Below are 26347 nucleotides of genomic sequence, written 5' to 3'. Positions count from 1 at the left end.
AAGATTTAGAATAAACTAGCATCTCGTGACGATGGCATAGAGGTAACACTCCTTCCCATTCCGAACAGGACAGTTAAGGTCTATAGCGCCGATGGTACTGCACGGGTGACTGTGTGGCAGAGTAGGACGTTGCGAGGTAAGATTAAGGGATAGTTATTTATAACTATCCTTTTTCAGTTTATATGTTTATAAATTATTTGGATATTTGCATTAAGTATCATAATTTGGTTAAAAAATTATTTACAGGTATTTAATGAAGTGATATAATTTTAAGTAATTTAATATGGGAACCTATGGTAGAGGCGCTATTAATAAATATTACTTATTATGAGTTTGCAGACGTTGATTAATAAGGAAAGGTATTATGGCCGAAGATTTAAATTGTGCAAAAATTTATTTCTGGGTATGCGTAGAATATATGCATAACTGTCACGAAAGTGGAGAGCTACAAGGATTTGATAAAATTTAAAATAATAGTATAAATAGTATTATTTTTAGTTTTATATAAAGCTTTATGCGATTAACTCTACCCGTTAGTATATATACTAACGGGTTTTCTTATTTTACTAAGTACCCCTTGAGGGTACAAAATAAATTTGAGGAGTTGTAATAATTGATGAAAATTCAAGGAGTATTAGTACCATTAATAACGCCATTTAAAGATGGAAAGGTAGATTTCAAATCTTATAAGAAAATGGTAAATCATTATATAGAACAAGGAGTAAGTGGAATAGTACCACTAGCAACAACTGGAGAATCACCTACTATTTTAACTAATGAATATGAAGAAATTTTGGCCAAAACGATTGAATACAATAATAATAGAGTATCATTATATGTAGGGTTAGGTGGAAACCATACTAGTGAAGTAATTAACAAACTAAAAGTAGTAGAAAGATATGAAGTTGATGGAATATTATCTGTAGCACCATATTATTCAAGACCAAATCAAAGAGGACTTTATGAACATTTCAAGTGTATATCTGAAGCAACTGATTTAGATATTATAATTTATAATATCCCATATAGAACTGGAACTAATGTTGAAAATGAGACTATGCATAAGCTGTCAGAATTGAGAAATATTATAGGGGTAAAAGATTGTTCGGGCGATATGAAGCAAACAACAGATTTATTGCTTAATCCACCAAAGGACTTTTCAATTTTAACAGGAGAAGATGCTTATTTTTATACAACACTTATACTTGGTGGACACGGTGGGATAATGGGATCTGCTCATTTAAGAACTAAAGAATTTATTGAAATCTATAATTTAATTAAAGCTAACAATCACCAGGCTGCATTGAAAAAATGGCAAGTTTTATATAATATGATACCATTTTTATTTTCAGAGCCTAATCCTACACCATTGAAATATTGCCTCAATAAATTAGGAGTAATAGATTCAGATGAAGTTAGATTGCCATTAGTTAATATTACAGCAGAATTAGAAAATAAATTAGATAGTATTATTAAATTATAAAAAATTCACTTAATGTTTTCGTAGAAACTTAAATGTATACGATATGTTTTTTAATTGTTTATTGAATATACGAGTTAATCATAAATTTAATTGTCAGAAGAATAATTTTAATGTAAAAAAATGAATATTTTACTTTGACTAGTACAGTGATTAGGAGTAATATAAAAACTGAACAATTAAATAAGGAAGTGATTAAAAATGATGCCTAAGTTCTTTTATATGATTAAGAACAAGGAATTTACAAAAGAGCAAGTTATGAAAGATATCATATCTGGAATTATTGTTGCTGTAATAGCATTGCCATTGTCAATAGCACTTGGCATATCATCAGGGGTGTCACCAGAAAAAGGACTTATAACAGCAATCCTTGCAGGTTTTATAATCTCATTTTTGGGTGGTAGTAAAGTTCAAATAGGTGGTCCTACAGCGGCTTTTGTTATTATAATTTATTCAATTATTCAGCAATATGGCTTAAATGGACTTATTATTGCTACAATAATGGCTGGAGTTATATTAGTCATAATGGGATTATTAAGATTTGGTTCATTCATTAAGTATATACCGCAAACAATAACTATAGGATTTACGGCGGGTATAGCAGTAACATTAATGTCATCACAACTTAAGGATTTTTTAGGATTACAAATTAACAATGTTCCAGCAGAATTTTTTGAAAAGTGGCAAAGTTATTTTGCAAATATAGGGTCATTAAGTATATGGTCTTTAATAATAGGTATAAGCTCTGTTATTATAATAGTGCTTTGGCCTAAGATTAATAAGACGATACCGGGTTCAATGATTGCATTGGTCATTGTAACTATTGCTGTAAAATTATTAAATCTACCAGTAGAAACAATAGGAAGTAGATTTCAAGAAATTTCATCAGCAATACCAATTCCTGGATTTCCAGTAATTAGCATAACTATAATAAACAAATTATTTGGACCAGCTATGACAATTGCTATTTTAGCAGCTCTCGAATCATTATTATCAGCAGTGGTAGCAGATGGAATGATTGAAGATACACATGATTCTAATATGGAGCTTGTTGCTCAAGGATTAGCTAATATTACATCAGGACTATTTGGTGGAATACCAGCTACAGGTGCTATAGCAAGAACTGCTGCTAATGTAAAATCAAGTGGAAGAAGTCCGATATCAGGAATGGTCCATGCTATAACATTACTGGCTACTATGTTAGTTTTAATGCCTCTTGCAAAGATGATACCAATGACTGTACTTGCTGCAATCTTAATAGTTGTATCATATAACATGAGTGAATGGAGAGCTTTTAAGGCATTATTAAAAGCTCCGAAGAGTGATGTTATTGTATTATTAATTACGTTTGGATGTACAGTTGTATTTGATTTAGTTGTTGCAATAAGTATTGGAATGATTATGGCAATGTTCTTATTCATGAAGAGAATATCAGAAACTACTCAAATTAGAAATTTAGTAGATGAGGAAGTTTTTTATGGGGATATATCTACTGCATTAGAAAAAGCAGCAGGAAAAATACATGTATATCAAGTAAATGGACCACTGTTTTTTGGGGTAGTACAAGAGTTTATTGCAAAAATGAAAGAACTTGAATCTTCTGTTGAGGTTGTTATTTTAGATATGAAGCATACCCGTGCAATAGATGCTTCTGCAATAGATGCATTAACTAGATTGCTTAAGCATTGTAATAATTTAAACATAAAACTTTGCTTAGCTCATATACAAGATCAACCAATGAAAGTATTAAATAAAATGGGATTTGTAGTTGAAATTGGAGAAAGTCATATATGTGAAACTAAGACGGAAGCAATAGAAATAGCTTATGAGTATATAAAATGTCTAGAGATATCTTAAATTCTAAGATATTTTTCATTTTTTAGTTTAATGGAAATAATTTAAATAAGATTAATGAGGATATGTGGTATGAAATTATTAATCTTGTTTTTCAACAGGTTATAATATAATTATAATAAGTTAGAAATATAGATTATCACAACTTAACTATTATTCCCTTGGAAATAATAAGGATGTATTACATAAATGGTATATAAACCCATAAATGAATTACTGAATCATAGTATATTTAAGTGGATTTTACGAATACTATTCTTGAAAAAGTGATAAGGAGTGATAAAAATGGATGCAAATTTATCTATAAAATGTTCAGTTGAACAATGTCAATATCATGCGCAATCAAAGGGATATTGTACATTACAAGAAATCAAAGTAGGTACACATGAAAAAAACCCAACAAAGACGGAGTGTACAGATTGTGAGTCATTTGAAGTAAGATAGGTCATATTATATTCTTAATGGAAAGATGTTCTAAAGGAAATACGTATTTAGAACATCTTTTTTAATTTTATTTTACGACATGAATTTGAACCAATAAAATTAACAAGCTCGAGTCATTTAATTTGTTGCTATAACAACATAATGAAACACATTGATAAAATTTTCATAACATATATAGCAACAATATATTATAATTAAATTTAATAAGAAGAATCTAATTATAAAGTGAAGCTTTTCAGGTGGAGTTTTATACTCTAGCTGAATTTAGTCGAACTTACCTAAGATTGTGTTGTTCTTAACACCCATATAAAGAGAGGGGAGTACTAGAACGGCTATATATTATATAAAACTATATAGAGTAGCGAGGTATAGTTAATGGAATATGATTGGGAAAGAACGTTTCCGTTTTTAGAAATTGATAAAAGTAGAGTTAGCAAGTTATTTGAAGGTATATTAGAAGAAAAGAATATTATTAATATAATACCAATAAATGAAGGGTGTAGGACAACAAATTATATCATTCAAACAAGTGAATTTCCCAATAAATATATCTTAAAAATATTCATTTCAACAGATCAAAGTTATAAGAAAGAAATTAAATTATTAACTAAACTTAATGAGAATAAATCTATACCTGTTTCTAAAATATATAGATTTAGCAGAAGTGATATTATTCAAAATAAGGAATATGCAATTTATGAGTATATAGAAGGCATGACGCTTGGACAAGCTATAAAAGGTGGTTATATAGTAGAAGAAAGGTTTGTTAGAGAAGTTGCAAAAACTTTAACTATGATACATAAGCATAAATTTGATAAGGTAGGATTTCTAGATGAACATTTGAATGTAAAAGAAAGTTTACCCCTGCTTAAAATATGGTATCAAAAATTTATGGGGGAAAGAGCAAAGCAACGGCTAGGAAAGAATATTATAAATAAAATTAATAATATAGTTAAAAAAAATGAAAAAATATTAGAAAAATTAGATGAGGAAATTAGTTTAGTTCATGGTGATTTTCAAGGGACAAATATATTGATAAAAAATGGAAAGTTATCTGGAATTTTAGATTGGGAATTTGCAATGGCGGGACATCCGCTATCAGATATAGGACAATTTTTTAGATATGAAGAGTATTTTAACATCAATTTGTTAAATGTATTTGAGGATGAGTATAATAAAAATTCATACTATAAGTTGAATAAGGATTGGTATAAAATAAGCAAGCTTCGCGATTTAATAAATTTAATTCAACTAATTGATGGAGAAGAGAATATGCCAAATAAATATGCAAACATAAAACATATAATAATTAATAATATAAATATATTAAAATGATGAAGAATTCGAAAAAACAAATTATAAAAACATACAGAATGCAATGCTAATGGTGTCATGATTTCAAATATTATGGGTTATGGTAATCAAAAAGGATATAAAACAATTTACAGAGGTACTGAATATAATGTAAATTTATTTACAATAAATTAATTTACTAAAATTGGTGGTTTATTTTTCATGAATAATGGATAATTTATATACTATGACACCTAATAATTAAAATATCTTAATAAGGGGAAAATTCTTTGGAATTCTCTTAAAAATATAGATAGCAAAACTAGGTAATTAAAATTACCATTAAACAAATATGAACTTTATTTATATAACATCATGAAAAAATAACATTCTAAATAAAATTCAAAAAGTATGTTGACAAATTTACGCTTAAATAATATACTATGAAATATAAACGACGGTGTTTGTGAAATGTACTTGAAAAGGTATATTTCCCAAGCACCGTTTTTATGTAAAAAATTACGATAATGTAATAGGTGAAGTAAAAAGGCTTTACAAAACTAATATTTGAAAGTAATGGGGCGCAGTTACTTTTAAATTAATATTTATTTAAAAAATTATTAAGAGAATTAAATAGTTAAATGTATTTTAAATTTTACAGTTAAATTTATTATTTTAAAGGGGGATATTTTTATGGAAATTAATTTAGGCGATAGCAGTTTTATATTGATTTGTTCAGCAATGGTACTTTTAATGACACCAGGACTTGCATTCTTTTATGGTGGAATGGTTCGTAGAAAAAATGTTTTAAATACATTGATGTCTTCATTCTTTATTTGTGGATTAGCATCAGTAATGTGGGTTTTAATAGGTTATTCATTGTCTTTTGGTAATGATTTTCATGGGATAATAGGTGGGCTTAATTTCTTAGGTTTTAATGGGGTAGGAGCAGATCCTTCAGCATATGCACCTACTATACCTCAAGAGCTTTTTGCAGCATTTCAAATGATGTTTGCAATAATTACTCCAGCACTTATAACTGGATCTTTAGTAGGAAGAATGAAGTTTTCAGCATTATTCATATTTGTAGGAGTATGGTCACTTTTAGTATATTATCCAATGGCTCATATGGTATGGGGGGCTGGTGGATTAATCAGTTCTTTAGGAGCTGTTGATTTTGCCGGAGGAAATGTAGTTCATATAAGTTCAGGTATTTCAGGTCTTGTAGCTTGTATTATGTTAGGTAAGAGACGTGGACATGGAATGATATCATATAGACCTCATAATATTCCATTTGTAGTTCTTGGAGCAGCATTACTTTGGTTTGGATGGTTTGGATTTAATGCAGGTAGTGCATTAGGAGCTGGTCCACTTGCAGTACATGCATTCATGACAACAAATACTGCAGCAGCTGCTGCAATGCTTTCATGGATGTTAATTGAAAAAGTAAAACATGGTAAACCAACATTACTTGGAGCAGCAACAGGAGCAGTAGTAGGGTTAGTTGCAATTACACCAGGAGCAGGTTTTGTTCCACTTTTGGCATCAATTGTAATAGGTATAGTAGTATCTCCAATTTGTTTCTTCTTTATGGAAAAGGTAAAAGCTAAGTTTGGATATGATGATGCACTTGACGCTTTTGGATGCCATGGAATCGGCGGAGTTTGGGGAGGTATCGCAACTGGACTTTTTGGTCAAACTGCAATTAATCCTGTAGCACAATGGAATGGTCTTTTCTATGGAGATACTAAACTTTTCATTGCACAAATAATGAGTATTGCAATAACAATAATATTTGCAGGTGTTATGACCTTCTTAATTATAAAAGTTATGAAATTGTTTATGGATATTAGAGTTGGAAGTTCAGAAGAGGCTGATGGACTTGATGTAGCTGAACATGGTGAAACAGCTTATCCTGCATTTAACGGTTTAGATTAATATATATAGTAATAGATTTATACTAAGATTTTTGGTACAATTATAGTGTAATAAACTAGGTTAGAATAAATAGTTATAGAATAAATAATATTTTATATCATATATGCTTATTGCAGATGTATGATTAGGGAGGAATATATTATGAAAAGAGTAGAAGCAATTATTAGACCTTCAAAGCTTGAAGATATTAAAGATGCATTAAAAAATAATAATATAAATGGAGTAACTATAAGTCAAGTTATGGGTTGTGGACAACAACGTGGCTGGAAGGAATATCATAGAGGTACTGAAATAACAACGAATGTACTACCTAAGATAGAAGTTAAAATAGTTGTTGAAGATGGCAAAGTAGAAGAAGTTATTGAATTAATAACTTCAATTGCTAGAACTGGGGAAGTCGGTGATGGAAAGATATTTGTTATTGACATTGAAGACTGTATAAGAATTAGAACTGGTGACAGAGGAAGTTCTGCATTATAAAATAAATATACAGTATAACAATATAAAGATATCGGATACAAAAAAAATTATATTTAAATTCATTAATATACTTTATAAATAGAAAACAGTAGATAAATTTCTGTTATGCAGAATTATCTACTGTTTTCTATTTAATGTTTTAAAGTTGTCTTAAGAATTTGAGTTTTTTTGCTTAAAAATTCAAATATTTGATATACTAATAATTAGAATAGATTCAAATCTGAAGATGTTAATATAAGATAAATTTATACTGCTAATTGCAAGAAAATTTAAGGGGAGTATATTATGACTGATAAAGAGATTTTTTTTAATATAGAAGAGCATCTACTTAATGATGATAAACCATCTAGTTATTTAGAAAAAGCATTAAAAGCTCATATGTTTGATAAATATCCATTTTCAATGATTAAGGATTTACAAGAGGTTGACCAAAGTCCTAAATTTCATCCCGAAGGAAATGTATTTATACATACAATGATGGTTGTTGATGAAGGTGCAAAGCATAGAGAAAAAAGCAAGGATAAAAGAGTCTTTATGTGGGCACTTTTATTACATGACATAGGTAAAAAATCAACTACTAAGGTTAGAAAGGGAAGATTAACTTCTTACGATCATGATATTGTAGGAGCAAATATGACTAGGGAGTTTTTGACTTATTTTAATGAACAAGAAAGTTTTATAACTGAAGTAACAGTTCTTGTAAGATGGCATATGCAGAGTTTGTTTGTTACTAAGAATTTAAAGTTTCAAAATATAAGTAATATGTTAGAAGATGTGAATACTAATGAAATAGTTTTAGTTTCACTTTCTGATAGATTAGGTAGAGGAAATTTAGATTGTAATGAAATTAAGAATACAATAATTGAAGTAAATAAATTTAAAGAAAAGATAAGAAATTTTAGTAAAGATAAATAACATTTTACATTTATTAATGTATTTAGAATATTCACACATAATGTAGCAAATTAGGTCGGATTAATATGTAAATATAATGTATTAATTCTAAATTAATAAAAGAAGAGTAATAAAATAAATATTTTAAACAAATTGCCACTTGATAAATATTATATAGTGTTAAGAAATATATTGGGAGGATAGTATGATTAAGATTTTTTCTTTTAAATTTGGGGATATTTTCAACTTAAGTAATATAGAAAAAATAAATAGTGTGATGCATTCTTTTTTAGATAATATTGATATAAGTGGATTTACAGAAAGTTATAGAACTACTTTTTCTAATGGAAATTATGAAAGAACAGAAGAGGTAAATAAAAATAATTTTATTGAACTTAAGCAATATGAAGATATGTACTTGCTAGCTATAGATTTAAAAGGTATTGATCTTCGAGAATTGAGTATAAGATATGATCCTGGAATAATAGAAATAAATTTAAATAGATTAGAAATAGAAAAAAGTAGTTTTAAGGAAATTGGAAGAAATATACTTGTCAAGAAAGCATATAATAAGAAATTTGAAAACATTGAAGAAATAGATACAAGTCAAATACTTAAAAGTATTGATAATGGAATTCTCAGCATGAGAATGCAAAAAAAATATGCGCTAGAAAGTGTATCAAGTATAGTAGATGTGGATTCTTATGAAGATAACTAATAGAATATGTGAATAAGTATAAAGTACACTGTGGATAATATTGGATTTATAAGGATAATTTATAATATTTGTATCTAAATGTTGCAAATAAGTTTCTACATTCAAGTACTTTTTAGTGACTTACTATTAAGATTTTTAATTGTAAAATCATTATTGCAACATATATCTATAAGAAAATTAGAAAATAAAAAAGGGAGGATAAGCTCTAGGTATACACCTAAGAATAAATCTTCCCTTAAGTAAGAGTATTAAGTTAATAAAATTTTATTATCTCTTACGCTTATTGGCAACTTCAACGTTAACTCGCTTTGTATTAATTTTTCCACCTGGGCATTTATCTAAAATTTTAGCTGATACAGTTTCACTAACTGTTACAAATGAGAAGTTTTCCATAAGGTCTATTTGACCAATTACTGAAGAATTAACGCGTGTCATATCTTTTATGTAGTTAATTAATACTTTTGGAGTTAAACCATCTCTTTTGCCGACAGAGAAGAATAAACGAACATCATCTTTTTTAGGTGCATCTAAATTATTTGAGCTATAATCAAAAACACTTTCATTTTCAAACTTGATTTTCATCAAAGCTGCAATAATTGATATTGGATCATTAGCTTCAGTTAATTCTATTGCACTTGGAATAAATTTAGTAAGTTCTCCAGCTTTAATAGCTTCTTCAACTTCTGAGATCATATCCTTAAATTTCTTATTATTGATTTCTTCAGCAGTTGGAACTGGTCTTTGTGTTATTGAACTTTTAGTAACATTTTGTATTTGTTTAAGCATTGATAAATCTTTTGGAGTTACTAATGAATAAGCAGTACCACTTCTATCTGCTCTACCAGTTCTACCAATTCTATGAACATAAGACTCAACATCTTGAGGTAAATCATAATTAAATACATGAGTTACACCTTCAATATCGATACCTCTAGCTGCAACATCGGTAGCAATTAATAAACTCAAAGTACCTTTTTTAAACTTATTTAAAGTAGCTAGTCTATGAGTTTGAGTCATATCTCCATGCATTCCTTCAACCATGTAGCCTTTTGATTGCAATTCTTGTACAAGCTCATCAACACCTATTTTAGTTCTGCAAAAGATTATAGCTGAAGTTGGTTTATCTAGATCTAATAATCTACAAAGAGCTTCTAATCTATGCTTATTATTAATCATGAAATAGTTTTGTTTAATCTTAGATACAGTTAGTGTACTTTTCTTAACACTAATAAGTTTAGCATCTGGTTTCATATATTTCTTAGCAAGCTTTGCTATTGGAGCAGGCATTGTTGCAGAAAATAATAAAGTTTGTCTTTCAGCTGGAGTATGGCTAAGAATTTCTTCAATATCATCAATAAATCCCATATTAAGCATTTCGTCAGCTTCATCTAATACTAAAAACTCTACATTTTCTAAATGAAGGCATTTTCTTTTTATAAGATCCAACATTCTTCCAGGTGTTCCAACAACAATATCTATATTACCTTTTCTAAGAGCTCTCATTTGTCTATCGATTGAATCTCCACCATAAACAGATAATGTTTCAAGTTGTTCATATTTTGAAAGTCTTTGAATTTCATCATTAACTTGAACTGCAAGCTCTCTTGTTGGAGCTAGAATAAGAGCTTTTATTCCTGGTTTATCGCTCATTCTAGTGATAATTGGTAAAGTATACGCAGCAGTTTTTCCAGTACCAGTTTGTGCCTGACCTATTAAGTCTGCACCACTAAGTGCTACCGGAATACTTTGTTCTTGTATTTGAGATGGTTTCGTAAAACCAAGGTCTGATATTGATTTTACAATACTCTCCTTAAGACCTAATGTAGCAAATTGATTATCATTCATTAAATATCCTCGTTTCTTTATTTTAAAATTGGGTAGTTTTCACTCTAATAATTAATACTAAAGTTTTATATATAAGTCAAATGAGTTTATTATAACACAAATAATCGACAAATGTCAAAAGTATTTTTTATAAGTAGGGATGATGACTGAATAACTAAATATAGATATCTAAAGCTATCTTTTATTATATTTAACTTTTTGTTTGGAAGTTATTCATAAATAATTTGTAGAATAATATAAGTTATTTTGTAGCATAGTCAGTTTTGTTCTATATTAATAATTTTTATATTTGCTACTTATAATAGAATGAACAGTTTCAGGTAATTTTTCTAATTCTTCTTTGTTTAATTTATTGATATCAATTGGAGGATGTATTACTAGCTCTATGTCTGCACCCTTAATCATTCTATTGTTTGCTTCTAATAGCTTATATGTCCCATTTATAGTTAGTGGAACTATTAGACATTTTGATTTCGTGGCAAGTTTAAAACTACCACCCTTAAATTCATTAACTGGTTTTCCTTTACTTCTGGTTCCCTCAGGAAAAATTACCATTGAATGACCAGATTTCAATAAGTTAATGCCTTCAACTATTGATTCAGCAGATTTTCTTAAATTATGTCTATCCATAAAAATGCAATTTATATATTTCATCCAAGTGCTAATAAAAGGCCATCTTTCAAGTTCTTTTTTTGCAATAAATCCCTTAGGCATATTAATAGAACTTATTAATAGTGGTATATCAAAATAACTTTGATGATTTGAGATAAAAAGTATAGTTTGGTTTTTAGGAATATTTTCCATACCGATAACATTAACTTTTGCTCCAGATATAGTTATTATGAATTTAGACCATATAGAAACCACTTTATGAATATATTTATCTCTTCTTTTTATGGCACCTTTAATAGTTAAAATTTTTACATTAATTCTAAAAAAAGAAATAACAATAAAACTTATCATAATAGAGAAATAAAAAAATATAGTTCGTATCATCAGCTACTACACATCCTTAATATATTAATTCTTATACTAACTAGTATATTACAAAAAATGGTGTATTAAAAGATTTAATATGTTATTAAAATATTAAGTTTATATAAAATTAATTTAAAATTAAGTATATATATAGGGAAAAATAATATTAATAAATGTATAATATATACTGGACAGTCAAAAATTATTTATCATTAAAAAACCTGTAGATCCTCATAAAACGAAGGGTCCACCTGCTTATTTTTAATTATTTTAGTTATGCTTAACTCCGCATTTTTAATCATAATACGGATAATGTTTTTTGAAAGTAGTATGCTACAGTTGCTTCTGAAACTGATAACTAAAAGCACCGATTACTTGTTTTAATTCACGAAATGTACACTCGATTTTAAAACGATAGCTATACAGTCTTATTATTGTTCCTGGATTTAGATTAAGATCTGTGCTAATCAATATAGGATTTATACTGTTGTAGCTGACAAGTGAAAAACACAACTCTTGGTATAATTTTTGTCCAAGTTGGTTAAAATTTTATTTATTAAATTCCACATAATTTATAGTTAATCTACCCATATTATGATAAACTAATTTTAGTTAATTCCTTTGGTAGATTGTATCTCCTCTTTAATTTCAGCAATTAAAATGATACTATAAATTTACCTAAAAGGGTTAACTTTTTTTATAGAATTTTTGACTGTACAGAATATATAGTATAATGATTAATTCTATGAATATAGTATATCAAAATAATTTACATAGACAGGGGAAATTTGATGAGTTTAAATAATATATTGGACATAGATGAGAGTATAATAGGATTAACATCAAAAGAAGTTAAACAAAGAATTAAAGAGGGAAAAGTTAATCATATTCCTAAAACACCATCAAGAACTATACCTCAAATAATAAGAGCAAATTTGTTTACAAAATTTAATGCTATAAATTGTGCACTTGCAACAGTAATTATTTTAGCAGGTTCACCCAAAAATGCTATATTTGTTGGGGTTATAATAGTTAATACACTAATAGGTGTAGTCCAAGAAGTTAAAGCTAAGTATACATTAGAAAAGTTATCTGTTATAAGTATGGCACATGCAAAGGTTTTTAGAGATGGAGAGATACAAGAAATTCCCATAGAAGAAATTGTACTTGATGATGTACTTTATTTAGAAACAGGATTGCAGGTATTAGCAGATGGAGAAGTTTTATATAGCAACGGATTAGAAATAGATGAATCAATGTTAACTGGAGAAGCAGATGCCATTGCTAAGCACCCAGAAGAAAAGCTATTGTCTGGAAGTTTTGTTGTTGCTGGAGAAGGCTATGCATTGGTTACAAAAGTTGGAAAAGAAACTTATGCTTCAACTCTTGCTGAAGAGGCTAAGCAATTTAAAATAATAAATTCAGAGTTACAAACATCTATAGATAAAATTTTTAAAGTAATACTATGGATTGTGCCACCCTTGTCAGTTTTACTAATAATAACGCAATTAAGAATTCCCGGGAATACATGGCAAAATGCATCTATAGGAGCAATGTCAGGGATTATTGGAATGATACCAGAAGGTTTAGTGCTATTAACGAGTGCTACATTTATAGTTTCAATTATAAAATTATCTGAGTATGACACTTTGGTTCAAGAATTATGTGCTACAGAAGTTTTAGCAAGAGTAGATGTACTTTGCTTAGATAAAACAGGAACTTTAACACAAGGAGATCTAATATTATCAGAAGTTAAAAACATTGGAAGCATGGATTTAGAAGAAATAGATAACATATTATCAGCTTTAATTCATAATCTTCCAAGTAATAATCCAACACAAAGAGCTATAGTGGCTAAATATGCAGAATATGATAAGAGTATAAAATGTATAGATAAGATTGCATTTTCATCTAAAAGAAAATGGAGTGGGATAACATTTGAGGAACTTGGAACATGGATTCTTGGAGCTCCAGAAATAATATTAAATAAAGAATATCATTTTATAGAAGATTTAGTTAAAGAGGAAGCTAAAAAAGGAAAAAGAGTATTGTTATTAGCAAAGCTTCATAATAACTTAAATAATAACTTAGAGGGTAAGATAGAAAGTGTTGCTTTAATATTAATTGAAGATATTATAAGAGAAGCAGCTCCAGATGTATTGAGATACTTTAATAATCAAGGTGTAGATGTGAAAATAATATCTGGAGACAGTCCAGTTACAGTTTCAGAAGTTGCAAGACGTGCTGGGGTAAACAATTGGGAGAATTATGTTGATGCAAGAGAATTGCCAGATGATGATAATAAATTAAAGGCGCTAATAAATGAAACGTCCGTTTTTGGAAGAGTAACTCCACATCAGAAGAAGAGAATTGTTTTAGCACTTCAAGAAATGGATCATACTGTTGCAATGACAGGTGATGGAGTAAATGATGTACTTGCGTTGAAAGCATCGGATTGTGGAATAGCCATGGCAAATGGATCTGATGCAACTAAAGCTGTAGCGCAATTAGTATTAATGAAATCAGATTTTACTGCACTTCCTAAGGTTGTTGAAGAGGGAAGAAAGCAAATTAATAATTTAGAGAGAGTTTCAGAATTATTTTTATCCAAAACTATATATTCTATAATTCTAGCATTTATATGTTCAATATTATTTATAGAATATCCAATAATACCAATACAATTATCTCTAGTAGGAAGCTGTGCCATAGGAATTCCATCATTCTTCTTAGCATTATTACCTAGCACTGGTGGTGTAAAAAAAGGATTCTTAACTAGAATATTGACAGTTAGCATTCCAAATGGAATATTACTCGCTTTATTTACACTTATCACATTTTTAGTAGCACTTCAAATGAAGTTACCAATGATATATAGCAGAACTTTAGCAGTATTAATGTTTGCAGGAATTAGCATGGTAATATTATTTAGAGTCGCAAGACCACTAACTAAGTTTAAAACAACAATGTGTTTAGCAATGTTTGGGATTATAGTACTTGGATTTTTAACTCCAATTGGAAGAGAGATATTTAGTCTATCTGAAATACAACTAAAACATTGGATAATATCCTTAGCTGTAATATTATTATCAGGCCCGTTAATAACTAGCATTGTAGATATATTTAGAGTTAGGGTTAATAGAAAATTTAAAGTTAAAACAACTTAATTAATTAACAATGCACAATTCACAATTGAGAATAAGATCAAAGAGAAAATTGAAGGAACTAAATTTTATATTTGGTTAGTAAAACTTTCTCTTGCTCTTCATTATCAATTAGACTTTTGAGACAGTCCAATGAATAAATACTAGATATATCTGTATAACAAAGTTGACAATACTAAATAATTATAATAAACTTTATAAGTAAGAATTAATGATATTAGTTTGATTCTGAAATATATGCTCCTATAGTTAAATGGATAGAACAATCCCCTCCTAAGGGATAGATGTGGGTTCGATTCCCGCTGGGAGTACCAATGTATAAAGAGAAAAGGCTTAACTGCAAGGGTTAAGCCTTTTTTGATTTAAAAGTATCGACATTTTAGTGCAAAAAAAATTACAAGTCATCAAATACGTTATTTAATAGATCGGCAGCATGTTTTTTCATTGAAGGTAATACATGACTATAAGTATCCCATGTTATTTTATTATCCATAATATTTAAGCCATTTGAAATATCTACACTTAAAGAATTAACGTATGCAGTACCTTCCTTTTTAGTTCTAAAGCCGCTTTTGAATTTTCTAATTCTTTTGCCTGTTGATGGATCTCTATTGGAGGAAATATCTAATATAAATGAGATAGTGGATGTGAAAGATAACGATATAAAATACATTTCATGCGCTATAATGAAAGAATCTATGAAAAAAATTAGATAAATATGGAAATACAATTAGAGAGTTATTTAAGATTATTTGAATAATTGATTATATTTTTAAAATGAGTTATTATTGTATCAAGTATAGATATGTATAAGTAAATCAGCATTATTATAAATAATTGAATCATAAATTACATTACTGAGTCTTAAGGAGTGTTTCATATGTTCAATAGTAAAAATTTAAGTTTAAAAGATATAATAAAGAGTAGCTTGTTTAAAAACTTACAGGAAATGCTTACTGAAATTGTTGGTCTTGCGTATAATATAGTAGATTTTAAGGGTAACCCTGTTATAACTTATTCAAATTTTTCGAGTTTTTGTAAAAAAGTAAGAAGTACAGAAAAAGGAAGAAATATATGTTGTTCCTCAAATGCACATGCAGGTTTGGAATCTGCATTAAAAAAGGAACCCTATATTTATATATGTCCTTATGGATTGATAGATATTTCGATACCCATTATTGCAAATGATGAATATTTAGGGTCAGTATTATTTGGGCAAATAAGAACTAATGAAAATAAATTTCCACCATTAAAAGGATTAAATGATTATAGTGATGAAATTGAAAAAGATCGTTATTTAAAAAAAGAATATTTTAATATAAAATATATTGAATATGATAAAATAATATCAATGGCTTCTTTAGTTTATAATTCAGTGAACCAATTAATTCAACAAATAATTGAAGAAAAACTACAAAAAGAAAAACTACAAGAAGAATTAAAAACATCTAAACTTAAAGTTATGCAATCAGAGGTGAATCCACATTTTCTATTTAATGTGCTGAATTCTGCAGCTAATTTAGCACTAATTGAGGGTGCAGATAGAACTCAGCAAATGCTATATTCTCTAGCTGAATTATATAGAGATACTTCAAGGAATACAGGTAAAAAAGTCAATTTGGAAGATGAAATGAAAAATGTTATTAAATATTTAGAAATTCAATGCTTAAGGTTTGGAGAACGAGTTAAATATAATATCAATATTGATATGAAGATGAATCATATCAAAATCCCTTCTATGATAATTCAATGTTTTGTAGAGAATGCTGTGATGTATGGGATAAGCCTTAAAAAAGAAGGTGGAACCATAGGCATTGATGGTCATATTTTAAATAACGATGCTATAATAACTATTTCGGACAACGGACTTGGGATACCAAATGATAAATTATGTCTTATATTAAATGGTCAATATAAAAAAGAATCCATAGGTATAGGTATATATAACGCAAATGAAAAGTTAGCATACTACTATGGCAGTGAATATAAAGTTAAAATAGAAAGCACATTGAATATCGGCACAAAAATAATATTAAAATTTCCTCTTTTAAAAAATGAAATGGAAAGAAATTATGTATAGAATACTGATTGTAGATGATGAGCCTCTGGAACTAGAGGCACTAAATATAATAATAAACAAAAAAATAAAAGGTGCCTGTGTTGTGGGTGAAGCTTATACTGGAGAAGAAGCTCTCAATATAAATAAAAAATTGGAGCCTGACATGATTATAATGGATGTTGTATTGCCCGTAATTAGCGGATTAGAAGTTGCCGAGTTAATAAAAAGAGAAAATGAAGAAAAAAAGATTGTGCTTATAAGTGCTTATGATACATTTGAACTCATTCAAAAAGCTCTTAGAATAAAAGTAGATGATTATTTATTAAAACCAGTTAGGCCGGAAAAAATAATAGAAATAATAACTAAATATATAGAGAATAAAAGTAAATATTCCATTGATACATGTAAAAATATACTTCTTCAAAATATAAATGAGCATAACTATAAAAAATCAACATATACTATGGAAAAAATTATAAAATATTTTGAGAATTTAAGTCTAGAAGAGGCAAGAAATTATACGAGGAATTTAATAGAAACTTTACTGAAGCAATTTGAGATTCCAGAATTTAGCCTTAAAATAAATGTAGATTATAAATCTATATTAAATATATATAGTATTACAAGTACTATCGAATTAGAATGTTGTCTTTTTAACGTTCTGAGAGAATTATTTAACATTGTTTTAGATGAAAAATTATGCTATACAGATGATATAAAAAAGGCTCTAAATTACGTAGAGAACCATTTTGGAGAAAATCTTACGTTAAAAAATCTTGCAGATTATATGAACTTCAGTGCACCTTACTTAAGCAAGATATTTAAAAAGAAACTAGGTATAAATTTCAATAAATATATATTACTTAGAAGAATTGAGGAATCAAAAAAAATATTAAGTGAAAAAAGTATTACAATAAATGATTTAGCTTTTACAGTAGGATTTAATGAACCAAATTATTTTTGTACAGTTTTTAAAAAAGAAGAAGGTATGACTCCACTTGAATATAAGAAAATTATAGTTCACCCGTAAATGATGAATTTAAATATTCTAATTTAAAATCATTTACGGGTGATTTTATACTTCACACAACATGCTATGCATTTTTTATAAAATTTCTAGATGAACCAAAATTATTATATATTTAGAATAAAAATTTATAATAAAACATCATTATCTTATTAAAGTTGATAAATATTTATAGTAATTAAATAAATTTATATTATATAAATATATGAAGTTGGTTGTAATATATTCTTAAGGAATATGTGCAGTCAACTTTTTTATTGATTGTATAAAAAACTAAAAAGGATAGGGTGATATAAATGGAAATTTTAAAAAGAAATTTTTTATCAAAAGGTTTTAAAAATAGTAGTGAAAGAGTATGCAAATTAAAAGAAGAAATACTTTCAGCACAACCATGTGTTGAAGTGGAGAGAGCAAGACTTATCACTGAATCATTTAAAGAGACAGAAGATCAGCCTATAATTATACGTAAAGCTAAGGCATTAGAAAAAATTTTAAATGAAATTCCAGTAGTAATTAGAGATGGTGAACTCATAGTTGGTACATTATCTAAAAATCCAAGATCAGCTCAAGTGTTCCCGGAATTTTCTAATAAATGGCTGGTATCAGAGTTTGATAGAATAGGGAAAAGAACATCTGATTCATATCAGATATCAGAAGATGTTAAATCAGAACTCGTAGAATTATTTAAGTATTGGGAAGGAAAAACAGTAAGTGAATTAGCTCAAGCATATATGCCACAAGAAACAAAGGATGCAATGAGTACTAATGTATTTACTTGCGGAAATTATTTGTTTAATGGTCTTGGACATTATGTGGTAGATTATGGGAAAGTGATAAAATATGGACTAAAAGGAATTATCGAAGAAGTTCAGAATAAGATAAATAATAGTAATCAATCTGACCCGGAATTTGTAAAAAACAGAGAGTTTTGGAGATCAATAATTATATCTTGTCAAGCAGCTATAAATTATGCTAAAAGATATTCAAAATTGGCATTGAAGATGGCAGAAGATGAAAATGATTTAAGTAGAAAAAAGGAACTGATAAATATATCAGAGATTTGCGACAAAGCCCTTGAACAAGGTTCCAATACATTTTATGAAGCAGTGCAATCATTCTGGTTTATACAAGTGATAATGAGTTTGGAATCCAATGGACATGCTATGTCTCCAGGACGCTTTGATCAATATACGTATGAATATTTTAGAAAAGATATTGACTCGGGAAATATGGATATGGCAACAGCTCAAGAACTTATAGATTGTCTATGGGTTAAATTTAATGATATAACAAAAATACGTGATGAAGTTGTAACTAAGGCATTTAGCGGTTATGGAATGTTTCAAAATCTTATTGTTGGCGGTCAGACAGAAGATGGACATGATGCTACAAATGAACTTTCATATATGTGTATTGAAGCTACCGGAAGTTTAAAATTGCCACAACCTTCACTTTCAGCGAGAATATGGACTAAAACCCCAGAAGAGTTTTTACTTAGATGTTGTGAGTTAGTAAGACTTGGACTTGGATTCCCCGCTTTGTATAATGATGAAGTAATTATACCTTCTCTTATAAATAGGGGTGTAACATTAGAAGATGCTAGAAATTATTCAATTGTAGGATGTGTAGAGCCTCAATGTGGAGGAAAAACAGATGGATGGTACGATGCTGCATTCTTCAATTTAACAAAAGTATTAGAAATGACCATAAACAATGGAAAATTTAATGAAAAACAAATAGGCCCTAAAACCGGTGAATTTACTTCTTTTAAGGATTTAGATGAATTTATAAAAGCTTATAAAGAGCAAACGCAGTATTTTGTATCACAAATGGTGTGTGCAGATAACTGTGTCGATATGGCACATAGAGAAAGGGCACCACTTCCATTTGTATCTTGCATAATGGATGATTGTATTGAAAAAGGTAAATCAATTCAAGAAGGTGGTGGACATTATCGTTATTCTGGACCATTAGGAGTTGGAGTTGCCAATGTAGGAGATTCTTTCATGGCAATAAAAAAACTTGTATTTGAGGATAAAAAGATTACTTTAAATGACTTAAAAGATGCTTTGATTACAAATTTTGGACAAGATGAAAAATGTAATGAACTTGAAAAAAATAAGTTTAATGAAATTAAGAACATTCTTATTCATAAAGCTCCTAAGTTTGGAAATGACATAGATGAAGTTGATGAATTAACTCGTGAAGGTGCACTAATGTATTGTAAAGAAGTTGAAAAACATACAAACGTAAGAGGTGGTAAGTTTTTACCAGGATTATATCCAGTATCAAATAATGTTCACCTTGGAAGTCAAGTAGGTGCGACTCCAGATGGCAGAAACGCTAAACAACCTCTAGCAGATGGAGTGTCTCCTACCAGCGGGATGGATATAAATGGTCCAACGGCTGCAGCAAATTCCGTAGCAAAACTTGATCATTTTATTGCAGCAAGTGGAACCTTGTTTAATCAAAAGTTTAATCCGTCTTCATTAAAAAATGACAATGGACTTAAAAATTTAGCATCACTTATAAGAGGGTATTTTGATGAGAAAGGTATGCATGTACAATTTAATGTAATAGATAAAGCTGTTCTGATAGATGCACAAAAACATCCGGAACAATATAGAGATTTAGTAGTTCGTGTTGCAGGATATAGTGCTCAATTTATATGTCTTGATAAAAGTGTACAAGATGATATTATAGCAAGAACAGAACAAGCTTTCTAAAAAAATTAAGGCTTGAGATTATCAAGCCTTAATTTTTAAATACTTTTGGATAGGAGATAAAAATGTTTGAAAATGATATTAATTATAAAGAAAAAGGAGTAGTTTTCAATATACAAAGATTTTCTGTAAATGATGGACCTGGAATGAGAACAATAGTTTTTTTAAAAGGATGTCCACTATCATGTACTTGGTGTTGCAATCCAGAATCACAATCTGCATACAAACAAGTTATGTTTAATAGTGAAGTTTGTAATGGATGTGGTAATTGTATAAAAGTGTGTAAAAGAGATGCTATTTATTTCGATAATGGGTATAAGATAGATAGAAATAAATGTACAAATTGTGGAGAGTGTGTTGATGAATGCTATTCAGAAGCCCTCGTTATGTCGGGGGAGGATATGACAGTAGAAGAGGTCATTAAACTCATAAAAAAAGATTCTATACATTTTAGAAAATCTGGAGGTGGAGTTACACTATCAGGTGGAGAGGCTCTTATGCAACCCAAATTTGCATCCGAATTATTAAAAGCTTGTAAGAGTATGGGATGGAATACAGCTTTAGAGACTACTGGATTTGCAAACAATAATATATTAGAGGAAGTAATTCCATTCGCTGATCTTGTGCTTATGGATTTCAAGCACATTGATACCTCTAAGCATATTAAATTTACAGGAGTTAGTAATGAAATTATATTAAACAATGCAAAGACTATTGTAAAAATGGCAGAAAAAGTTATTGCAAGAATACCTGTTATTCCCGATTTTAATTGTGATGAAAATAGTATAAAAGATATAGTTGAATTTGTAAAAAATTTAAAAAATATAGATGAAATACATCTATTACCATATCATGTATTTGGATTAAATAAATATACTTGTTTAGGTAAAAGTTATAGAATGCCAAAAAATGTTGAGACACCAACAGATGAGATAATGAAGAAATTTAAAAATATAGTTGAAAATTATGGAATTAAATGTAACATTGGAGGTGATTAAGAATATTTTTATCGTTGAAATTACTGCAATACCAGAGTTGTTAAATTACTATAAGAAAATATAGTATTACCCAAAAACTGCGTAGCAATTTTTTATTAAAATAAAGGAGAAATTAACCTATAAACGAGCGAAAATACAAACGAATATTTCCAGCAAAATAACCAAAGAGATACTTATGCAATATTGAAAAGCTCTAAAATGGCATAAATAAGATCTCTAGCTTGAGTTTTTTCATAAATAAAAGTTATTTTTTTAGCCTCTAGTTGAGATCTAGCAGTTTTTAATCCATTACCAAATTTTAAAGTATCTTCAGATACTTCTAATCCACAATAAACATATGTAATCATCATAATAAGCAGATATCTTTTTATACTTTTTTCACTGCGAATTTGATAATCATCTAAACCTATTTTTTTCTTGGATTCTCTAAAGAAAATTTCGATAGGCCATCTATGTTTGTAGTGGTTTAGCAATTCCCATAAGGACATATTGGAATTAGGGCTTATAAAAGCTCTTAAACATCCATCTTTAAAAAGAGCTTCTTTAGGCCAACTTAGAACTATTAAAGCTTCTTTTAAATCATTTAGCTTTCCTTTATAGGAATATACATAATACTATGAGTTGCCAACTTTGACTAGGTCGACATCCTCTTTAGTTAGTGTTTTTCCGAAAGAGTTAAGCTTAATGCCAAGCCTTTCATGATTAGTAGGATAAATTACTCTGTTAGTACGTAAGCCACCTACATATTTGAAACCGGCTTTTTTAGTTTATAACCAAATTACGGAGTGCTCTTTCAATAAAGTCTTTATTCCAAGGACTTTTAGATAAGAATTTTCCTATATTCATTGAGCCAATGAACATTTATGTTATCTCCTTGTTATGTTTTGTGTTAGAACCTAATTATAACAAATGATTTCATAAATGTTCTATTTTTTATTATTGGTAATTTATTGGATGTAAAAACGCTCATTTATAGATGATTTAATTATTTAAATGTTGGTCGGAATACCGACAAAATACCGACATTTTATAAATATATAAAAGTGTACAAGCTATTTTATGAATATATATAATTATTAACAAAGTGGCTAAAATACACGGTTTACATAGAATAATATTTGTAAAAGAATTTATAAAAATACACAAGGTTTTTCCTACTGGGAGTAACATATACAATAACAGAAAGGCTTGACTGCAATGGTTAGGACATTCTAAATTTCTTTAAAAGGTCTTATTTGGAGATTATCCTCCACAAAAAAGTTTTTAAGGTCTTATTGGAAATTGCATTTAAATATACTATCAAGCAATGAAGCAGTGTTATTTTTCATATCATCCATGATGTGAGTATAGGTATTTAATGTTGTAACAATATTTTTGTGCCCAAGTCTTTCAGATACAACTTTAATATTTTTACCATTGAATATTAGTAATGTAGCATGAGTATGCCTCAGTGCATGAAATGTTATTTGCTTAAGTTGCATATAATAACCAATGTCTTTATTTGAATTAGTTTTTTGAAATGCATCTACAGACAATTTGTATTTGGATATAGCTTGAGTAAAGTTCATTGATAAATTACGAGGATTACATATTGTACTTTCTCTACTTAGAACTACAAAATCAGCTTCAAGACAATTATCATATTTAATAGCTTTCAAATAGTCAATTAATTAAAGTTTCCATTATCTTTTTTACACTAGATGCCTTTAAACCTTCATTTATGAGGCTGTTATAGAAATCTTGAATAATCATATTAGTAATTTTATTTAGTTTACAATGACCTAATTTAGAAATTATATGAGTAGCAATTCTAGATTTATAATTAGTTCTAGTATTGATCGATATAGTATTAGTTTTATACTTATCAAACCATTTCGTTATAAAATCTTTTAAGAGTATATTAGATTCAGTTGGAGCAATATATCCTCTATTCTTTTGATTTAATGTTTCTGTAACCCATTTTTCAGCTTCCTTTTTATTCTTAAAACCTTGTTTTTTTGTTTTTATTTGATTTCCATTTTTATATCCAAGACTTACAATAGCTTTCCAATTGTATTTTGAAATTTGTTCATAACTTGCCATTTTATTCAGATCCTTTTATTTACAGTTATTTATAGCGGAGTGGCTAACTGACTCAATTTTTAGGGCATAGTTCAATAGAAATAACAGCTGATATTTATACTCACGTAATGGATAGTGAGAAAATATCAGCTGTACAAAAACTGAATGATTATTTTAAGAATAGCTCAAGTATACAAGCCATTTATAGGTTGAATATTTATAAAATTCTGATGTTTCTGGAGTTCGTGAGTTTGAATTTTAATATATTTTATAGTGTTTTTAAAGTCCATAAGGAAAAAATAGCTGTATAGCTTAAATGTAAGTATAATTAGATTGTAATAAATGTAAATACAAATTTAAATAGTTTTATAAGTATTTTATAGCCTAGAGTATAAAGAAATATTCTAGGTTATTTTGCATAGTTTTATAAAGAGCAAAAGTAATATTGATATTATAAGAGTGTATAAAATCTTTATTGAGTTAAAAACTTGAAACAAAATAGATTTATAGCTAAGAATTAATAAGGGTTTAATAGATAATAGAGCAATTAATTTATTAATAGTTAAAATAAATAGTATTATATTCATAGGAAATGATGATTATTTTGTAATATAGATAAGTTTTAAACAAGATAATATACAATATTTTATTTTAATTATTACAATTTGTGAATTATTAATGTTACAATGAATAAAATATATATAAAAGTGTTAATAATGATGAATATAAATAATAGTAAAAAATAAAAAATATTTAATTTATTAGAATTTTTATATTATAATATAATTAATAGTATAAAGGAGTTGGTATATATGGAATATAAGCTACTTTCAAGTGTTTTTTATAGTGATAATAGTAATTATGAGGAATTATATAAGAGTAGATTTAATAGTGAATCAACTTATAGATTTAATTTTAAAATAGAGAATTATAATGCTTTTGTTGTTATTAATCATGATATATTACAAAGAGTCGAAAAAATTTTAGAATTAGATAAAAAACTTTTATATAAGATGAAAGGAGTTCCTGGTATTGCATTAGATCAGTATGTAAAAAGTTGTCTAGTTGATGAAATAAAGATGACAAATGAAATTGAGGGTGTCCATAGTACAAGAAGAGAAATAAATGAAATATTAAATGATAGAACAGAAAAAAATAAACGAAAAAGGCTATATGGATTAGTAAAAAAATATGAAATGCTATTTAGTGAAAATATTGAACTTACTACATGTAAAGACATACGAAATGTATATGACGAATTAGTTCTTAAAGAAGTAGTAGAAGAAGATAGCAAAAATGAACCTGATGGTAGTATTTTTAGAGCTGATAAAGTTTTTGTACAGAATCCAATTGGAAAAAAGATACATGAAGGAATGTATCCAGAAGATAAAATTATAGAATGTATGACAAATGGTTTAAATGTTTTAAACAATCAAGATTATAATTTTTTAATTAGGATAGCTGTTTTTCATTATATGTTTGGATATATTCATCCGTTTTATGATGGAAATGGAAGAACTAGTAGATTTATAAGTAGCTATTTATTATCACGAAAATTACAGGGACTAGTGGCATATAGATTATCTTATACCATAAAAGAAAACATAAATTCATATTATAAAAGCTTTAAGATAGCAAATGATATTAAGAATAGAGGAGATCTAACAAGTTTTGTTATAAGGTTTTTTGATATATTAATTGAATCAATTAATGACCTATGTAATTCACTTAGTCAAAAACATGATAAACTTATATATTTTATAGACATAATTGATAAAATTAATAATAAGGATAAAGGGATTCATGATATATTGTATGTATTAGTTCAAAATACATTATTTGGGGATGAAGGATTAAGTGTTGAAGGATTACAGAGTATTTGTGACAGTAGTGTATCTAAAATAAGAAATTCTCTTAAGGTGCTAGAAAATAAGGAAGCATTAAGGATTCAAAAAGATGGAAGGAAAAAATTATATGATGTAGATTTGGATAAAATAAGTGAATTTATATAGTAATATAAATTCATGAAACACTCTAATTATTATTGTAGACGAATCTTTAGGGAGAAATCTGATTTGTTTAATTAGAGTACACTCCAAAAGGAACGTTTAGTATATATCAAAAGTGTTTGTTTATATTATGTGCCATAGCAAGAAGTATGCTTTCTGCTAATACGTTCTTTTGCCCTCGGCACATAAATCTTCTAAAATTCATGTCTTGCTTTATTTGGGCAAAAGAACCTTCTACTTGTATTGGAGTATACCCTATTTGATAGACACATAGAAAAGTATGTATAATAAGTACAGATAAGGATGTGTTAATCAAATGACTAAAAGAAAGAAATTTTCAGTAGAATACAAGATGGAAATAATAAAATTAGTAACAGAGCAA

The 26347-nt window shown here is 28.0% G+C and carries 18 protein-coding genes, 1 tRNA gene, 1 rRNA gene, 3 pseudogenes and 1 riboswitch; of the genes and pseudogenes, 17 read left to right on the top strand and 6 right to left on the bottom strand.

Annotation, left to right across the window (positions count from 1 at the left end; translation table 11 throughout):
• Positions 1 to 21 precede the first annotated feature (21 nt).
• The 10 genes and pseudogenes from rrf to LLF98_RS08700 all read left to right on the top strand — a co-directional run bounded on the left by rrf (position 22) and on the right by LLF98_RS08700 (position 9101).
• A 5S ribosomal RNA gene (gene rrf / locus LLF98_RS08745) occupies positions 22 to 138 on the top strand.
• A 151-nt stretch (positions 139 to 289) separates the two neighbouring features.
• Positions 290 to 456, top strand: a riboswitch (Lysine riboswitch).
• A gap of 160 nt (positions 457 to 616) precedes the next feature.
• Entirely contained in the window at positions 617 to 1483 is an 867-nt protein-coding gene (gene dapA, locus LLF98_RS08740) for a 4-hydroxy-tetrahydrodipicolinate synthase (RefSeq protein WP_291702748.1), read from the top strand.
• Positions 1484 to 1681: 198 nt separating this feature from the next.
• Positions 1682 to 3337: a SulP family inorganic anion transporter gene (locus LLF98_RS08735; RefSeq protein ID WP_291702747.1), complete on the top strand. Its 1656-nt coding sequence runs from the start codon at positions 1682 to 1684 to the stop codon at positions 3335 to 3337.
• Between the two features lie 282 nt (positions 3338 to 3619).
• Positions 3620 to 3778: a DUF1540 domain-containing protein gene (locus tag LLF98_RS08730; protein WP_291702745.1), complete on the top strand. Its 159-nt coding sequence runs from the start codon at positions 3620 to 3622 to the stop codon at positions 3776 to 3778.
• A gap of 375 nt (positions 3779 to 4153) precedes the next feature.
• On the top strand, positions 4154 to 5113 hold the full coding sequence (locus LLF98_RS08725; RefSeq protein ID WP_291702744.1) for a phosphotransferase: 960 nt from the start codon (positions 4154 to 4156) through the stop codon (positions 5111 to 5113).
• Positions 5114 to 5146: 33 nt separating this feature from the next.
• Positions 5147 to 5251: pseudogene (locus LLF98_RS08720) on the top strand (P-II family nitrogen regulator); the annotation flags it as partial.
• Positions 5252 to 5764: 513 nt separating this feature from the next.
• Complete coding sequence (locus LLF98_RS08715) at positions 5765 to 7009, top strand: ammonium transporter (RefSeq protein ID WP_291702743.1); 1245 nt, start codon at positions 5765 to 5767, stop codon at positions 7007 to 7009.
• Positions 7010 to 7150: 141 nt separating this feature from the next.
• On the top strand, positions 7151 to 7489 hold the full coding sequence (locus LLF98_RS08710) for a P-II family nitrogen regulator (protein WP_291702742.1): 339 nt from the start codon (positions 7151 to 7153) through the stop codon (positions 7487 to 7489).
• 285 nt (positions 7490 to 7774) lie between these two features.
• Positions 7775 to 8404 carry an HDIG domain-containing metalloprotein gene (locus LLF98_RS08705; RefSeq protein ID WP_291702741.1) on the top strand — a complete coding sequence of 210 codons (630 nt, stop codon included), beginning with the start codon at positions 7775 to 7777 and terminating at the stop codon, positions 8402 to 8404.
• A 184-nt stretch (positions 8405 to 8588) separates the two neighbouring features.
• Entirely contained in the window at positions 8589 to 9101 is a 513-nt protein-coding gene (locus LLF98_RS08700; RefSeq protein WP_291702740.1) for an Hsp20/alpha crystallin family protein, read from the top strand.
• A 267-nt stretch (positions 9102 to 9368) separates the two neighbouring features.
• Here the strand turns inward: LLF98_RS08700 and LLF98_RS08695 are convergent, their stop codons facing one another.
• Positions 9369 to 10946, bottom strand: coding sequence for a DEAD/DEAH box helicase (locus LLF98_RS08695; RefSeq protein ID WP_291702739.1), 1578 nt, complete (start codon positions 10944 to 10946; stop codon positions 9369 to 9371).
• Positions 10947 to 11219: 273 nt separating this feature from the next.
• Positions 11220 to 11942, bottom strand: coding sequence for a lysophospholipid acyltransferase family protein (locus LLF98_RS08690; RefSeq protein ID WP_291702738.1), 723 nt, complete (start codon positions 11940 to 11942; stop codon positions 11220 to 11222).
• A 773-nt stretch (positions 11943 to 12715) separates the two neighbouring features.
• Here LLF98_RS08690 and LLF98_RS08680 point away from each other — a divergent pair.
• Together LLF98_RS08680 and LLF98_RS08675 are read left to right on the top strand one after the other, a co-directional pair.
• The gene (locus LLF98_RS08680) at positions 12716 to 15091 is read left to right on the top strand and encodes an HAD-IC family P-type ATPase (RefSeq protein WP_291702737.1); all 2376 of its coding nucleotides are present in this window, start codon (positions 12716 to 12718) and stop codon (positions 15089 to 15091) included.
• A gap of 236 nt (positions 15092 to 15327) precedes the next feature.
• Positions 15328 to 15402, top strand: a tRNA-Arg gene (locus LLF98_RS08675).
• An 80-nt stretch (positions 15403 to 15482) separates the two neighbouring features.
• Here LLF98_RS08675 and LLF98_RS08670 read toward each other — a convergent pair.
• Positions 15483 to 15761, bottom strand: coding sequence for an Arm DNA-binding domain-containing protein (locus LLF98_RS08670; RefSeq protein WP_291702736.1), 279 nt, complete (start codon positions 15759 to 15761; stop codon positions 15483 to 15485).
• 207 nt (positions 15762 to 15968) lie between these two features.
• Here LLF98_RS08670 and LLF98_RS08665 point away from each other — a divergent pair, with 207 nt between their 5' ends.
• The 4 genes from LLF98_RS08665 (at position 15969) to LLF98_RS08650 (ending at position 21895) form a co-directional block, all read left to right on the top strand.
• Complete coding sequence (locus LLF98_RS08665; protein WP_291702735.1) at positions 15969 to 17168, top strand: PocR ligand-binding domain-containing protein; 1200 nt, start codon at positions 15969 to 15971, stop codon at positions 17166 to 17168.
• The gene (locus tag LLF98_RS08660) at positions 17161 to 18177 is read left to right on the top strand and encodes a response regulator (RefSeq protein WP_291702734.1); all 1017 of its coding nucleotides are present in this window, start codon (positions 17161 to 17163) and stop codon (positions 18175 to 18177) included. The genes LLF98_RS08665 and LLF98_RS08660 overlap by 8 nt, the downstream gene beginning before the upstream one ends.
• A gap of 293 nt (positions 18178 to 18470) precedes the next feature.
• The gene (locus LLF98_RS08655; protein WP_291702733.1) at positions 18471 to 20900 is read left to right on the top strand and encodes a glycyl radical protein; all 2430 of its coding nucleotides are present in this window, start codon (positions 18471 to 18473) and stop codon (positions 20898 to 20900) included.
• Positions 20901 to 20962: 62 nt separating this feature from the next.
• Entirely contained in the window at positions 20963 to 21895 is a 933-nt protein-coding gene (locus LLF98_RS08650) for a glycyl-radical enzyme activating protein (protein WP_291702732.1), read from the top strand.
• A gap of 173 nt (positions 21896 to 22068) precedes the next feature.
• On the opposite strand, the gene LLF98_RS08645 is transcribed toward LLF98_RS08650, so the two are convergent.
• Positions 22069 to 22401 (bottom strand): transposase, encoded by a 333-nt coding sequence (locus LLF98_RS08645; protein ID WP_366512088.1) that lies wholly within the window; start codon positions 22399 to 22401, stop codon positions 22069 to 22071.
• A gap of 765 nt (positions 22402 to 23166) precedes the next feature.
• Positions 23167 to 23977 (bottom strand): annotated as a pseudogene (locus LLF98_RS08640) (tyrosine-type recombinase/integrase).
• A 791-nt stretch (positions 23978 to 24768) separates the two neighbouring features.
• On the opposite strand from LLF98_RS08640, the gene LLF98_RS08635 reads away from it, so the two are divergent.
• Positions 24769 to 25968 carry a Fic family protein gene (locus LLF98_RS08635; protein WP_291702730.1) on the top strand — a complete coding sequence of 400 codons (1200 nt, stop codon included), beginning with the start codon at positions 24769 to 24771 and terminating at the stop codon, positions 25966 to 25968.
• 106 nt (positions 25969 to 26074) lie between these two features.
• On the opposite strand, the pseudogene LLF98_RS08630 reads toward LLF98_RS08635, so the two are convergent.
• A pseudogene (locus LLF98_RS08630) lies at positions 26075 to 26209 on the bottom strand (transposase); the annotation flags it as partial.
• Between the last annotated feature and the right edge of the window lie 138 nt (positions 26210 to 26347).

It is taken from the genome of Clostridium sp. (assembly GCF_021372645.1).
Classification (GTDB): domain Bacteria; phylum Bacillota; class Clostridia; order Clostridiales; family Clostridiaceae; genus Clostridium.
Note: the sequence above shows the minus strand (reverse complement) of the source record. Positions and strands in the feature narration are given on the sequence as shown.